Genomic DNA, 14,158 nt, shown 5'->3' on the forward strand with positions numbered 1-14,158 from the left:
GCTACCCGTGAGTAGCAAAAGGGACCTCAATCATGACAAACGTCAATCAATATAGCTGGAAAGCCTTGATTGGATCAGCTGTCGGCTACGCGATGGATGGATTCGATCTTCTTATTCTTGGATTTATGCTTAGTGCCATTTCGGCAGATCTTAATTTAACTCCCGCACAATCTGGCTCATTAGTTACCTGGACACTTATTGGTGCTGTGGTGGGCGGTATTGTATTTGGTGCATTAAGCGATCGTTATGGACGTGTACGCGTACTGACTTGGACAATCGTCCTCTTCGCCGTATTTACCGGTTTATGTGCAATCGCACAAGGCTATTGGGATTTATTAATTTATCGCACCATCGCGGGTATCGGTTTAGGCGGTGAATTTGGTATCGGTATGGCATTAGCCATTGAAGCTTGGCCTGCAAAACACCGTGCAAAAGCAGCGTCTTATGTGGCATTAGGTTGGCAAGTGGGGGTGTTAGCGGCTGCGTTACTCACCCCAGTATTGCTTTCACATATCGGCTGGCGCGGTATGTTCGTTGTCGGTATCTTCCCGGCATTTGTGGCTTGGTATTTACGAGTTCGCTTACATGAACCTGAAATTTTCTCACAAAAACAGACCGAACTTTCAGCACAAAAAATATCAAAGCTGGAATCTTTTAAACTTTTAGTGAAAGATAGCGCAACCACAAAAGTGAGCCTTGGCATAGTGGTTTTAACGTCTGTACAAAACTTCGGTTACTACGGCATTATGATTTGGATGCCAAACTTCTTATCTAAACAACTTGGCTTTAGTTTAACGAAATCGGGTTTATGGACTGCCGTTACTGTATGCGGCATGATGGCAGGGATTTGGATTTTTGGTCGCTTAGCCGATAAAATCGGACGTAAACCAAGTTTCTTATTATTCCAACTTGGTGCGGTGATCAGCATCATCACTTACTCTCAATTAACTGATCCAACTGCGATGTTGGTGGCTGGCGCATTCTTAGGGATGTTTGTCAATGGCATGATGGGCGGTTATGGGGCATTAATGGCAGAAGCCTATCCAACAGAAGCGCGTGCAACGGCACAAAATGTGTTGTTTAACTTAGGTCGTGCCGTAGGTGGTTTTGGACCGGTTGTTGTCGGGGCGATTGTATCTGCGTACTCATTCAGTATTGCGATTGCTTTCTTAGCAGTGATTTATGTGATCGACATGGTAGCGACGGTCTTCTTAGTGCCAGAATTAAAAGGCAAAGAATTGAGCTAAGTGCGGTCAAAAAAATTCAAGTTTTTGAAAACATCGGTGTCAAAGCCGATGTTTTTTATTTGTGAAAAATCAGCCAATTTCAACCGCACTTTGTGCTAAACTATGGTCACTTTTTCCAATTTTGAAGAATTATCGTGTACGCTAAACGTTCAGTTTCCACCCGTATTGCTAAATATTTATTTGTGGTCATTATCTTCATGGGCATTATTAGCTCGTTGAGTTTGATCGTGATGGCGAGTAATAAGTCGGATGCGGAAGCCATTAATATTTCCGGTTCTTTGCGTATGCAAAGTTATCGGCTATTAACGGAAATGGAACGTTCGCTGGATACGGTCGAACAGAACTTAGTGCGTTACCAACGCAGTCTTAATGCCGATGCTTTGCTGACAGTGCAAAATCAGCTTTTTGCCCCTTCAGGTGTGAGAGAGTCTTATCAAGAAATCCTAAAGCGCTGGGCAGTGATGTCCGATTTTGCGCGTAGCCACCAAATCGAAAAATATCATGCCGAACTAAAAAGTTATGTACAAGATGTCGATGATTTCGTGTTGGAATTACAACGCTTTGCTGAACTAAAATGGATTATTGCAGTTTCGGTATTGTGTGTTTCCATGCTATTGATTCTTGCGATGGTATCGTATGTGATTTGGTATATGAAGCGCGAAGTGGTGAAACCTCTAGAACTCATGACCAAAGCCAGTATGCAAGTGCAAATGGGGCAGTTTAAACATATCCAACTTGATACAGAAAGTAATAATGAGCTTGGTATTTTAGCGAAAGTGTTTACGCAAATGTCCTCGGAGTTAGGGCGACTTTACTCACGTTTAGAAGATGCCGTTAATGAGAAAACCCAAAAGTTGCGTCAAACGAACCGCTCTTTAACCACATTGTATCAAAGTTCACAGTTACTTACGCCCACGAAGATTAATGATAAAATTCTCAGCCAAGTGCTTAATCATATTCGTGTCAGCGAACATTTACGCTACATTGAGTTAGAAATTTTCGGATCAGAACATTGGGAAATTTCTTTTGGTCAAAAAGATCCTAAACAATCACTTCAAGTCGAAGAACTTTCCATTGAAAATGAAAACTTAGCAGTGCTCTCATGGCAAGCCGGTTTACCTTGTCCCGATCCGCGAATGATGAAAAACCTAGGACAAATGGTGGCAAAAGCGTTGTATTCACACAAAACGCAACGCCAGCAAGAGCAACTTTTGCTGATGGAAGAGCGGTCAATTATTGCTAGGGAATTACATGACTCGTTGGCGCAAGTGCTGTCTTTCTTACAAATTCAATTAACGCTGTTAAAGCATAATTTGAAGAAAGAAGACGAGGAATCAAAAGAGAAAAGCATTGCCATCATTGGTGAATTTGAACAAGCTTTATCAGATGGGTATTCTCAATTACGAGAATTATTGGCGACTTTCCGTTTAACGGTGCAAGAAGCCAATTTACAGGTTGCCTTGGAGCAAGTTATCGAAAGTTTGCGTTCACAAACGAAGATGCAAATGAGCGTGGAATGTAGTTTGCCCTCACAAAGTTTAAATCCGCAAGAGTTAGTGCACGTTCTGCAAATTGTACGTGAAGCAACGTTAAATGCGATTAAGCACTCTAAAGGTACACGTATAGAAGTAAAAGCCCATATTAATGCTGAGGGCGAATACGAAATCCTCGTACAAGATAATGGCGTAGGGATTCCGACGTTAGACGAGCCAGACGGACATTATGGTTTAAATATTATGACTGAGCGCAGTCGACAATTAAATGCTCAGTTCAGTATTTCAAAAGGGGAGCAAGGTGGTACTATTGTGAAAATCACGCTTCCTCACACGTTGTTTTAAGGAAAGTTCATGCAAAGTTTACAGCCATTTCATACCTTCAATATTCCGGCAAATGCGCGTGAAATTATTGAAGCCACATCGATTAAACAAATCCAACAAGCTTGGCAAAAAGCACAAGCTGAAAATCTACCTGTCTTATTTTTAGGCCAAGGCAGCAATATGCTGTTTTTAGAAGATTTCCAAGGTGTTGTAATTGTTAACCGTTTATCGGGTATTCAACATACAGAAGATAGCGATTACCATTATTTACATGTCAATGGCGGTGAAAATTGGCATCAGTTAGTCGAATGGTCGCTTTCACAGGGAATTAATGGTTTAGAAAATCTCGCACTCATTCCAGGTTGTGCCGGCTCAGCACCGATTCAAAATATTGGTGCGTATGGCGTAGAATTTAAAGATGTATGTGATTATGTGGATGTGTTGAATCTTAACACGGGCGAACAATTCCGCTTACAGGCGAATGAATGTGAATTTGGTTATCGTGAAAGTATTTTCAAACATCGCTATGCACAAGGCTATGTGATTACGGCGGTTGGCTTGAAATTAGCCAAAAATTGGCAACCGATTTTAAAATATGGCTCATTAGTGAATTTTGATCCTCAAACTGTAACGGCAAAACAAGTGTTTGATGAAGTGTGCCATATTCGCCGCAGTAAATTGCCCGATCCTAAAGAGTTTGGTAATGCGGGCAGTTTCTTCAAAAATCCTGTGGTGAGTGCAGCACAATTTGCGAAAATCCAAAAACAGGTCGAAAATCTACCGCACTTTCCACAACCAGATGGTTCAGTTAAACTGGCAGCGGGTTGGTTAATCGATCAATGCCATTTAAAAGGATTTCAAATTGGTGGTGCAGCCGTTCATCGACAGCAGGCTTTAGTGCTGGTTAATAAAGGCAATGCCACTGGGCAGGATGTGGTTAAGTTAGCACATCATATCCGTCAAACCGTGGCAGATAAATTTGGTGTGTATTTACAGCCAGAGGTACGCTTTATGGGTGCAAATGGCGAAGTAAATTCAGAGCAAGCCATTAGTTAATTTATAGAGGAAAGCAATCATGAATTTTAAAGACATTTTAGAGACTTTACCCACCATTGATCATCTAACAGGTTTAGACGTATTAAACGGTGAAACCGTGGTCCATCATATTCCTGCTGCACCAGGCAAACTTGGTTCGCTTCGTCTTTATAATGCGTTAGCAGAAAAATTTAACGGGAAATTAGACCGCACTTCTGCACAACAAGGCATTGAATGGTTTGCAGAACATGTAGAAGATGCGAAACAAAATCCAGGCAAACACCCGAATATTGATTTATTGTTTAAAGTTGTGGCAGAGAATGTGGTTTATTCGCTTGTGCCATTAAAATAATTTGAAAATTTTTAGTGATTAATCTGAACTTTTAATCGTTAAAAACTGTCAAATAAAACAAATTGAGGTATAATGACAACAGTTGTTATACAATAACAAATAAGTAATGAGTCGGGGCCTAGCTCCGCATGCTGTGAGGAGAAGAATGAATAAAGAAACTCAAATGATGTTAGTACCTCAAGGTAGCATCGAAGCTTATATTCGAGCAGCAAACGAATATCCGATGCTGACTGCAGAGGAAGAAAAAAGCTTAGCAGAACGTTTGTATTATGACGGTGATATTGAAGCAGCGAAAAAATTAGTTTTATCACACTTACGTTTTGTTATTCATGTTGCACGTGGTTATTCTGGTTATGGATTACCACAAGCAGATTTAATTCAAGAAGGTAATATCGGATTAATGAAAGCGGTAAAACGTTTTAATCCGGAAGTGGGTGTTCGCCTTGTATCTTTTGCGGTGCATTGGATCAAAGCTGAAATCCATGAATATGTCCTTCGCAACTGGCGTATTGTAAAAGTCGCTACCACGAAAGCACAACGTAAATTGTTCTTTAACCTACGTAAAACTAAACAACGTTTAGGTTGGTTCAATGAAAATGAAGTGGATATGGTGGCGAATGAGCTTGGTGTGTCAAAAGAAGATGTCATCGAAATGGAATCCCGTATGACAGGGGCTGATGTCGGCTTTGATTTGCCAACAGACGATGATGACGAGGCTTATGTACCTTCTTTATATTTAGAAGATAAAAGCTCAAACTTTGCGGCAGAACTTGAAAGTGAAAACTTTGAAGAACAAGCCACAGAAAAATTAGGTGCAGCATTAGCTAACCTTGATGAACGTAGCCAAGAGATTATCAAAGCACGTTGGTTAGATGATGAGAAAGCAACCCTTCACGATCTCGCAGCAAAATATAATGTGTCTGCAGAACGTATTCGTCAGCTTGAAGCCAACGCATTGAAAAAACTTAAAAGTGCGGTTGATTTCTAAGCCGTTTTGATAAAAAGAAAACCTGTCGATTATCGACAGGTTTTTTTGTTTATTTCTTTTTAGATTTTCCCCACATCTTATCTTCTTGGCCTCGCCATAAGCGCTGAATGTTGTCGTGGTGGCGATAAATCAGCAAGCAGCAAACTAAGGCAACGGGGAAGGTAAATTCCGGTTTAAGCCACCAAACATAAAATGGTACGAGAAGTGCTGTAATGACCGCACTTAATGAGGAATAACGGCTAATTAAGAAGACTAACAACCACGTACCTAACGTTGAACCGGCAACGCCCCAAGAGATGGGCGCAATGGCACCAAATGCGGTCGCCACACCTTTCCCACCTTTAAACTGAAAGAAAATAGGGAAGATGTGCCCCAAGCAAGCCCCTAATGCAACCATGCCTAATTCAAATTGTGTGAGGCCTAAATAATATCCCGCCCAAACCGGTAACATTCCTTTTAAAATATCGCAAATTAATACTGCGAGCGCCGCCCAACGTCCGCCAATACGCAATACATTGGTCGCACCTGGGTTATGAGATCCATTTTTTCGTGGGTCAGGCAAACCTGCTACCTTACAAATCAAAATTGCACTGGAAATCGAACCCAGTAAATAAGCAAAAATCATATAAAAAAGGGCAAATAGACTCATTTTGTGCTCCACAATCTTGATTGTATTTGAAAAACTTGTTCGTTATTTTAACCAAACTTGGTAGCATAAGCCCATTATATTTTTACAGGAATGAGAGATGGATCGTATTTTTATTGAAGAATTAGTCGTCTTCGCACAAATTGGCGTGTATGACTGGGAACAACAAATTAAACAAAAGCTCGTTTTTGATTTGGAAATGGCATGGGATTGTCAAAAAGCCGCAGAAACGGATGATGTGCAATACTGCCTCAATTATGCCGAAGTGAGCCAATTTATTTTAGATTATGTTCAAGCTAAGCCATTTTTATTGATTGAGCGCGTGGCTTATGAAGTAGCAGAACAATTACAACAACGTTTTGGTATTTCATGGTTACGCCTCAAATTAAGCAAACCCAAAGCGGTTGCTCAAGCAAGTAATGTCGGAATTATTGTAGAACGAGGTGAGTTGAAATAATCACTGAAAATTGACCGCACTTTGTTAATCTCAAAACAAAGTGCGGTTCATTTTTTAGATGTTTTTAAGTGCCAAACGGAATGTGCCAATCCCACTTTTTAATACTAGCATGCTTAATATCATACTTGCCAATGGGTCAACCCATAACCATCCCAGAAAATAGGCACAGAGACCCGAAAGAATCGCAATAATGGAACCGAATAAATCGGTCAATACATGGAGATACGCCGCTTTGATATTGAGATTATCATGATCGCTGTTCAACATGATCTTTGCAACGAAAAGATTCACCAATAATCCGAGAGAGGCCACCCCAAGCATCGGTAATGCCATCATCTCGATAGGATTTTGCCAGCGTTGAATGGCTTCAACTAAAATCATCAATGCCACAACAATCAATGAGCCACTATTAAGTAGAGCAATATATCGTTGTTTTTGAGCGGATAAAAACAATGCTAACAAGGCTAAAAATAACGATAAGCTATCATTTGCCATGTGTCCCGCATCAGCCATGAGCGCCAAACTGTTAAACCAATAGCCACCAACAAATTCGACAACCATAAAGCCCGTAATGATGGCAAAACTGAGAGCTAAGATTTTTTTATCTTGTGGAATATGCTCATGAGATGAATGGTCATGATGTTCATGAGAATGATGTTCGGACATAATGCTCCTCATTGTGTCTTTGATTAACTTGGGATAAAGTATAAAGTCCGTAGCAACTACAAGGTCAAGGCTTAATTTTAGAAAGATGAAGATTCATGAACTCAGCAAACAAAGCGGTATTCATTTAGAAACGATTCGGTATTATGAAAAAATGGGGTTAATGCCAGAGCCTAAACGTCTGGCAAATGGTTATCGAGATTATGATGAAGCCAGTTTGAAGCAATTAAAATTTATTAAAACCTGCCGAGCGTTAGATTTTAGTTTGGCCGAAATTAAATTTTTTAATGAGATGAAAACGCAGCAATCTCAACATTGCGAAGTGGATAGCATGTTGGCGAAACATTTGGTTTCAGTCGAAGAAAAAATTGCCGAGCTGACTGAAATTAAACATTTCCTACAAAGTTTAATTACCGAAGATGATCATCAAGCCTCAGATTGTAAAGCAATGGCTCAATTAAAAGCCTATTAAGTGCGGTCTAAAAAAGATCAAAAATCCGCACGTTGATGTGCGGATTGGTCACTATTCTGGATCATCCGTAAACGCGTTGTTTCGGAATATCGGCACAAAGGTTGCGAGATAAAGCACAAACACAATGGCAATTAAAATAGCCGGAACCGTGATAAAAAATAGCTCGTCCACATACATTAAACAAGCTCGGGAAAGTGCCGCCGTGAAAAGACAAAGCACAGCAAGGCGACAGAGTTTTGGGTAATCCAGTTTTGTAAAGCCACTATGCCATAATCCCGCGGTGAGCCAAATCATCATCATACTGCCGAGAATCCCGCTGAGTGTCACCATGTGTAACGGATCGGCAGTCGGTTCATCAATTAATTTATTGATGCCCATCCACAAATAGCCAATTGCGGCGAACAGTTGAAGGAAATAATAAGTGCGCACGTAATGTTTGCGTAGCAATTCGTGATGATGTAATTCGCGTAACTTAGCAAGCAAGATAAAGCCAACGGCAAAGGCAGTAAAAGCGGCTGTTTGCGCTGGTAACCATAATTCTGCAGCGGTATGGATCAGCAAGAATGTAATTGCGATATTCTTATACACGACATTCGGGATAAATACGGGATCTTTTAATGTACTTTCTTTCAGTGCCTCGGCGCCTAATAGAATGCTGACCCGAATCGATACAAACATCACCGCCGCCATATTCAAATGCACCTGTGCCCGCAATAATTTTAGGCTATCAGTCATGGCGTAAGCCGTCTGACAAACCATAAATGCCGCAAGTAACATCAGTAAAGTAAAATTGTCGGTATTGCGATCCAACCAAAACAGCCAAGCACAAAAGAGTAACAACGCGAGCCAATAAGCTGCCACTAAAAACGAGGCAGTTTGTGGGGAAAATGGCAATAATACCAATCCTGCAAGCAAGAGCACCGCTAAAATCGTTGCAATAGGTTTTAAATTGCCTTTGTAATTTGTCCATTCGAGCATGGAAGCCGTCAGAAAACCGCCGTATGCGGCTGGTAGCATAAATTCTAAGAAAATTTTGCGGTGTAGGATGAGATCATCGGGGTTGATGAAAAAGCTCAAGGCACCAACAATCGCTAGAATGGCAGCTCCAACAAAAAACGGTCGCATCGGATGGGTAAAGAAATTATTCATAGTAATGGATTCCTTGAAATTCGCGTGCGACTACAGTTTCTTCAAAGGCTGAATTACGTTCGGATAATGGCGTTGTCAAGGTAATCACATTTTGCACATCCATCCCTTTTGGAGAAAGCTGCATAATCTCTCGGCTTAATCGAGCTGCTTCAAAACGATCATGTGTCACTAAAATGCAAGCCATACCTTGTTGCTCAATTTTCTCTACAAGCATAGCGGCTAAAATACCACGTAAATCGCGATCCAAACCAACAAAAGGTTCGTCCAATAAGGCTAAATCACAGCCACATAGCAATAGACGCAAAAATGCCACGCGTTTTGCCATACCGCCCGATAATTCGGTCGGGTATTTATTCAAATCACCCGAAGAAAGTCCGATTTTTCCTGCCAGCGCAATGATTTCATGTTCATTTGGGTCATCCATAAAAATGGCGATATTCTGCATAGCCGTGAGATTTTCTAATAGACGATTTTCTTGAAACAGAAAGCCCGTTTTACGAAATGTATTCTTGATTTCACCCGATTTTGGCGTTTCCAAACCTGAAACTAAACGTAACACAGTGGTTTTGCCACAACCGCTTGGACCGAATAAAGTTTTCACTTCACCCGATTGTAAATCCATACTGAAATCGCGCACGATGGGATCGCGGAGAATTTCAAAACGCACATTCTTTAAACTCAGCATTATCTTCTCCACGGCATAAATAGGATTTCCAATGGCTTGGTAATCAAATATTCAAAGAGGGAAACAAACACAATCACCAACAGCACATAAGCCATCACTGTTGACGTATCTAACATGGCTCTGGCATCGGCAATTTTTGCACCTACACCCTCATTGGCACCCAAAAGCTCAGCCATAATCACGACTTTCACGCCCATCGCAACCGCGACGCCAATGCTGGAAATCACATAGCCCGTGAGATGGGGAACATACAAATAGCGGATTTTTTTCCACAAACCGAGTTTGTACGCATCAAACAATTCTTCATGTTGTTTGTTGACACTTGCCATGCCCATGGCGGCACTGGCAAAGGTCAGCGGGGCGACTAATACGATAATGGTAAATAGCACGCTAGGATTGCCAAAGCCAAACCAAAATAATGCCATCACGACCCAAATAATTGGCGGCATGGCTAATAAAATCGTAATGACGGGTTTGAGCAATGCCATAGCGGTTTTAAAGCTGCCAGCAATCAGCCCTGCAGCTAAGCCTGCGACTAATGCAATGGTAATGCCCACCACGGAACGCCATAACGAAATGCTGATTTCGTTTTGTTGGAAATGGTCAAGCAGCTCAAGGGCTTTTTGAAAAACATCCGCGGGAGCAGGCAGCATAAATTCACCAAATATCGCACTGCCCCAAGCCCACAAGGCAACTACCATCATCGCCACACTCAAGCCGGTAAAACCGCTCCAGAGATAGTCGATGATGTAAAACAGGACAGGTTGTGGTTTACGGATTTTGTCAGTTTTAATCATGTGTTGTGATTCTGTTTCAAATTAAGCCAAGAAGAATTTGTCATCTGGCAATTTACCACCTAAAAGCTTTGGATTGAACGCCATCAAGGTTTCATAGAATTGCATGATTTCATTTTTCAGTTCACTGGCTTTGGTTACCGTTAAGCGCGCACCGTCTAAGCCCATTTCAATAGCGGCTTCTGGTGCCGGCAGATAATTAGCGCCAATTTCAGCCGCACTTTTGCGGTTCGCCATAATCCAGTTTAACGCATCACTTAAATCTTGATGGAACAGATCAAACTCTGCCTTGTGTGTGTGGAAGTATTCTTCATTGGCAATAATGCCTGCCATTGGAATAAGTGGTTTGGTGTTAAACGCTTGTCCCCATTCTTTCACTAAATCAAAGCCTCGGACAATCTCCGTACCGACAATTTTAGCTTTCTGTACGACGGCGCTCGCCATCGGTTCTGGCAGAATGGCGGCATGGAAATCTTTCAGTAAGAATAAACCAATCGCTTCCGTTGGTGTGGCGGCATAAGTGATATCCACTTTATTAATATCAATATTCAATTTTTTCAATAAGGCCTGCAATACGATGTCAGGCATATCGTTTTTAAATGGCACAAGGATTTTTTTACCGACCAATTCTTGTGGTGACGTGATAGGCGTACTTTTACACATCAACTGCGTAATACCATTGGTGAGAATATTTACCATGCCAACTTGTTGCCCTTGATTACGTAAATTCACGCCCACATTACTTGGGCTCATCATCACTTTAAATTGCCCACTTGCCACGCCCGCACGAAGTTGATCAGGCGAACGCCAAATCTCTAACGACACATCTGCTTGTTTGGCTAATTTACCTTGTGCTGCCGCCACCGCAATGGTCACACTTGGCATCGCTGGTGCACCATAAATGGTAAATTGTTCTTTTGTTGCAGCAAAGAGAGAAGGCGACATGCCCGCTGCCGTAAGTGCTGCGCTCATTCTTAAAAAATCACGTCTATTCAGTGCCATAGCTATCTCCTTATGATGAAACAAGTCTAACGCCTATATTTTGATAATAGTTTTCATTAATTATCTTACTGGAGATGACTAAAGTAAAGAAAGACCGTCTGAAAATTGAATTCCAGACGGTCTTTGCCTTAGTCTTAAAACAGCACACATATAAGTGCGGTCGTTTTTTGAGTGTTTTTTTACTCAGTTACGTAGAAAACTTGTTTTTCAAATTCGTGTTTACCGATTTTGACAGTCAGCACATATTTGCCGATCGGATCTCTACGGTCGAATGTCCAGCAGTTCATCATGTATTTGCCATTTTCTAATGTTGGTCTGGTATAAGTGATGGTATGGAGTTTTTTATTTGGTGATGACACCACTTTCGCATTTTCAATCGAACTGGCGAATTCACTTTGGGCTTGAGCTTTAAAGGTTTCACTTACCGTTGCTTTTTTACCAAAATGACCTGTTGCGAGCCAACATACCTTCTCAGCTTTACTGGAACGAGAGGTTTCTTTTTTATTTAAATCAGGTGATGGCTCTTGAGTTCTATCAAACACAGAGAGATAAATAGTGGGCTCATTTGCCGTATCTTTAGCTGTGTCTTTTGATTCTGGTGATGCAGCAAATGTGGCTGTTGAAAATAGGGTCGCAATTAAAGCGAATGTTGAGATTTTTTTCATGTTAGATTCCTTTTTATATCATTATTTTATTGAACGATCATTATACCAAGGCAGCCCATATCTGCCAGCATTAAATTGGATGAGCCAAATAAGAATGGATGAGTATTTGACGAAGGTTGTTCAAATTTTACTAAAATTTGTACTTTCTTTTTCACCCAAACCGTGTCTTTCCAGGCTAGTTCCGACACATCAACGTTGGCGTCATCTTGGCTTTCAATCACAAATTTAGCGCCTTGAATGGTGAAACCTACTGGTAGCGAGCTGTTGATGATCCAACGTTCGACGGTGCCGACTTTAGCTGAAACATCAATACGACGCGGGTCAAAGCGTTGTTTATTGATTAAGCCATTTGTGACATCCAATTCAAAGGTACGTTCTTGGGCTATTTTACTTTCGAGCATCTCGGAAGCATCAGTATTGAATGATTCATTCATCTTTTTACTGAATGCGGAGATCTCACCTTGTGGGCGAAGTTCTAAAACGGTGTTATCGGCAAAATCATTACCTGAACTGAACACATTTTTGATTTTGTCGAAGAAGCCACGTTTGGCGCCAGAGATGAGTGATACGCCTTCTCCTTCACTTAAATTAACGAGCACTTCAGCACGCTCACCTGGTGCAAGAATAAGAGAATTGATCGCTTTACCTTGTGGTAAAAAGCCTAGATCTCTCGCAACGAGTAACATCTCTTGTTCGTTATCTAAACGTAGATCATAGGCTCTTGCCAATGAGGCATTGAGTAAGCGTAAACGTATCCAACCGCGAGGGACGTCAAGATAAGGCGCTTCTTGTCCATTCACAAGAAGACGATTACCGACAAAGTGCGGTTGATTTTGCTTAAATAATTGTAATCCGTCGCCGTTAAATTCCATGTCTTGTAAGATTAATGGAATATCGTCCACGCCATATTTATGAGGAAGTTGTGATTTTAGGCTTTGATCATCTTCAATCAACCACATCCCGACAATGCCTCGATAGGTTTGATAAGCCGAGTTTGCCAGGGTGGCAGATCGATACCAGCAAGTTGCGGCAGGTTGCTCTATTGGGATAATCGGTGCCCAAGATTCCCCTTTCTTTAAGACTTTTGCAGCACCACCAAATAATTCGCCACTGGCTTGTAATCCTTGAATGGAGAGGGCAATGCTTTGTGGCAAATTGTTGTGATAATTGAGTTTTGCAAAGGAACCCGATTTGATGCGAATAGTGGGTCCAAGGTAATTGCCGTTAAAGCCCCACACACTGACGCTATGGGAACCATCTAGCTTATAGCCGGTTTCTTCCATATTAAGAATAATGGGGCGACCACGTTTCGTTTCCATCAACGGTTGAATGGTTAATTTTTCACGGGATGCCGCTAATACCGATTGAGGTGTGGCAGCAAGTGCGGTTGAAATTGCGGTAGTTTTTAATAATTGGCGACGAGAAAGACGCAACATATTATTTTCCTTGTGCAATTTCAGCATCGAGTTCAGCGATGCGTTTTTCCATCAAATCGTGACAGTAAGTAGCAAGTTCGCGAACATTGTCTTTTGTGTAGGATGACACATCAATTGGATCCATCATTTCACAAATCACCTTACCATTATCCCAACGATTTAAATCAATTTTGTTGTGAGTCGTCGAACATACTACTGGCACGATTGGTACGCCAGCCGCAATTGCAGCATGGAATGCACCGGTTTTGAATGGCAATAAACCACGACCACGGCTACGTGTACCTTCAGGGAACATCCAAATTGACAGATTGTCTTTATTGATACGGCGAGCAAGTTCAGTCATGGTGCTGTGTGCTTTAGAACGATTTTCACGATCCAAGAAAATATTGCCGGTTACCCAATATAAAATACCGAAGAAAGGAATCCAAATTAGGCTTTTTTTACCCACACTTACCGTACGAGGTAATACCATGTAAGAGATGGTCATCATATCGAAATTATTTTGGTGGTTACCGATATAAATACAACGCGGCATATTCTCTTTATTTTGTGGAAAACGGTGTTCTACTTTTAAGCCAAATAAAGGGTATAAACGACCAAACCAGCGAGCCATAACGCCCACATTGCTTGGGTTTTTGAAACGAATAAAGGAATAGATCGTACCGAGCACACAAATTAAAATACAACAAAGTGCAACGATGAGAATTCTGGCGATTTTTAACATAGAAAATACCTAATTAAAATTTTTGG

The 14,158-nt window shown here is 41.3% G+C and carries 16 protein-coding genes; 7 read left to right on the forward strand and 9 right to left on the reverse strand.

The window, feature by feature from the left end; all coding sequences use genetic code 11:
* Positions 1-32 precede the first annotated feature (32 nt).
* From HMPREF3279_RS06300 to rpoH, 5 genes are all read left to right on the forward strand, one after another.
* Positions 33-1,247 (forward strand): MFS transporter, encoded by a 1,215-nt coding sequence (locus HMPREF3279_RS06300; protein WP_070868518.1) that lies wholly within the window; start codon positions 33-35, stop codon positions 1,245-1,247.
* Between the two features lie 134 nt (positions 1,248-1,381).
* On the forward strand, positions 1,382-3,085 hold the full coding sequence (narQ, locus tag HMPREF3279_RS06305; RefSeq protein WP_070868521.1) for a nitrate/nitrite two-component system sensor histidine kinase NarQ: 1,704 nt from the start codon (positions 1,382-1,384) through the stop codon (positions 3,083-3,085).
* 9 nt (positions 3,086-3,094) lie between these two features.
* Positions 3,095-4,120: a UDP-N-acetylmuramate dehydrogenase gene (murB, locus tag HMPREF3279_RS06310; protein ID WP_070868524.1), complete on the forward strand. Its 1,026-nt coding sequence runs from the start codon at positions 3,095-3,097 to the stop codon at positions 4,118-4,120.
* A gap of 19 nt (positions 4,121-4,139) precedes the next feature.
* Positions 4,140-4,451: a DUF2322 family protein gene (locus tag HMPREF3279_RS06315; RefSeq protein WP_070868527.1), complete on the forward strand. Its 312-nt coding sequence runs from the start codon at positions 4,140-4,142 to the stop codon at positions 4,449-4,451.
* 145 nt (positions 4,452-4,596) lie between these two features.
* Entirely contained in the window at positions 4,597-5,439 is an 843-nt protein-coding gene (gene rpoH / locus HMPREF3279_RS06320; protein ID WP_070868530.1) for an RNA polymerase sigma factor RpoH, read from the forward strand.
* Positions 5,440-5,488: 49 nt separating this feature from the next.
* Here rpoH and plsY read toward each other — a convergent pair whose 3' ends face one another.
* Positions 5,489-6,088 (reverse strand): glycerol-3-phosphate 1-O-acyltransferase PlsY, encoded by a 600-nt coding sequence (gene plsY, locus HMPREF3279_RS06325; RefSeq protein WP_014064698.1) that lies wholly within the window; start codon positions 6,086-6,088, stop codon positions 5,489-5,491.
* Between the two features lie 97 nt (positions 6,089-6,185).
* Here plsY and folB point away from each other — a divergent pair, with 97 nt between their 5' ends.
* On the forward strand, positions 6,186-6,542 hold the full coding sequence (folB, locus tag HMPREF3279_RS06330) for a dihydroneopterin aldolase (protein ID WP_049356175.1): 357 nt from the start codon (positions 6,186-6,188) through the stop codon (positions 6,540-6,542).
* Positions 6,543-6,596: 54 nt separating this feature from the next.
* Here folB and HMPREF3279_RS06335 read toward each other — a convergent pair whose 3' ends face one another.
* A complete protein-coding gene (locus tag HMPREF3279_RS06335; RefSeq protein ID WP_070868532.1) occupies positions 6,597-7,208 on the reverse strand; it encodes a cation diffusion facilitator family transporter in 612 nt (203 codons plus the stop codon).
* Between the two features lie 85 nt (positions 7,209-7,293).
* Here HMPREF3279_RS06335 and HMPREF3279_RS06340 point away from each other — a divergent pair, with 85 nt between their 5' ends.
* Complete coding sequence (locus tag HMPREF3279_RS06340; RefSeq protein WP_070868535.1) at positions 7,294-7,677, forward strand: MerR family transcriptional regulator; 384 nt, start codon at positions 7,294-7,296, stop codon at positions 7,675-7,677.
* A 51-nt stretch (positions 7,678-7,728) separates the two neighbouring features.
* Here the strand turns inward: HMPREF3279_RS06340 and HMPREF3279_RS06345 are convergent, their stop codons facing one another.
* The 7 genes from HMPREF3279_RS06345 to HMPREF3279_RS06375 all read right to left on the reverse strand — a co-directional run bounded on the left by HMPREF3279_RS06345 (position 7,729) and on the right by HMPREF3279_RS06375 (position 14,132).
* The gene (locus tag HMPREF3279_RS06345) at positions 7,729-8,826 is read right to left on the reverse strand and encodes an NnrS family protein (RefSeq protein ID WP_070868538.1); all 1,098 of its coding nucleotides are present in this window, start codon (positions 8,824-8,826) and stop codon (positions 7,729-7,731) included.
* Positions 8,819-9,511, reverse strand: a complete 693-nt coding sequence (locus HMPREF3279_RS06350) for an ATP-binding cassette domain-containing protein (protein WP_180365031.1) — start codon at positions 9,509-9,511, stop codon at positions 8,819-8,821. The genes HMPREF3279_RS06345 and HMPREF3279_RS06350 overlap by 8 nt, the downstream gene beginning before the upstream one ends.
* Positions 9,511-10,308, reverse strand: a complete 798-nt coding sequence (locus HMPREF3279_RS06355) for an ABC transporter permease (protein WP_070868541.1) — start codon at positions 10,306-10,308, stop codon at positions 9,511-9,513. The genes HMPREF3279_RS06350 and HMPREF3279_RS06355 overlap by 1 nt, the downstream gene beginning before the upstream one ends.
* A 21-nt stretch (positions 10,309-10,329) precedes the next feature.
* On the reverse strand, positions 10,330-11,307 hold the full coding sequence (locus HMPREF3279_RS06360) for an ABC transporter substrate-binding protein (RefSeq protein ID WP_070868544.1): 978 nt from the start codon (positions 11,305-11,307) through the stop codon (positions 10,330-10,332).
* A 179-nt stretch (positions 11,308-11,486) separates the two neighbouring features.
* Complete coding sequence (locus tag HMPREF3279_RS06365; protein WP_070868547.1) at positions 11,487-11,972, reverse strand: hypothetical protein; 486 nt, start codon at positions 11,970-11,972, stop codon at positions 11,487-11,489.
* A 26-nt stretch (positions 11,973-11,998) separates the two neighbouring features.
* On the reverse strand, positions 11,999-13,408 hold the full coding sequence (locus HMPREF3279_RS06370; RefSeq protein ID WP_070868549.1) for a multicopper oxidase domain-containing protein: 1,410 nt from the start codon (positions 13,406-13,408) through the stop codon (positions 11,999-12,001).
* Between the two features lies 1 nt (position 13,409).
* The gene (locus tag HMPREF3279_RS06375) at positions 13,410-14,132 is read right to left on the reverse strand and encodes a 1-acylglycerol-3-phosphate O-acyltransferase (protein WP_070868552.1); all 723 of its coding nucleotides are present in this window, start codon (positions 14,130-14,132) and stop codon (positions 13,410-13,412) included.
* Positions 14,133-14,158: the final 26 nt, after the last annotated feature.

The organism is Haemophilus sp. HMSC71H05, from assembly GCF_001838635.1.
Taxonomy (GTDB): Bacteria; Pseudomonadota; Gammaproteobacteria; order Enterobacterales; family Pasteurellaceae; genus Haemophilus_D; species Haemophilus_D parainfluenzae_R.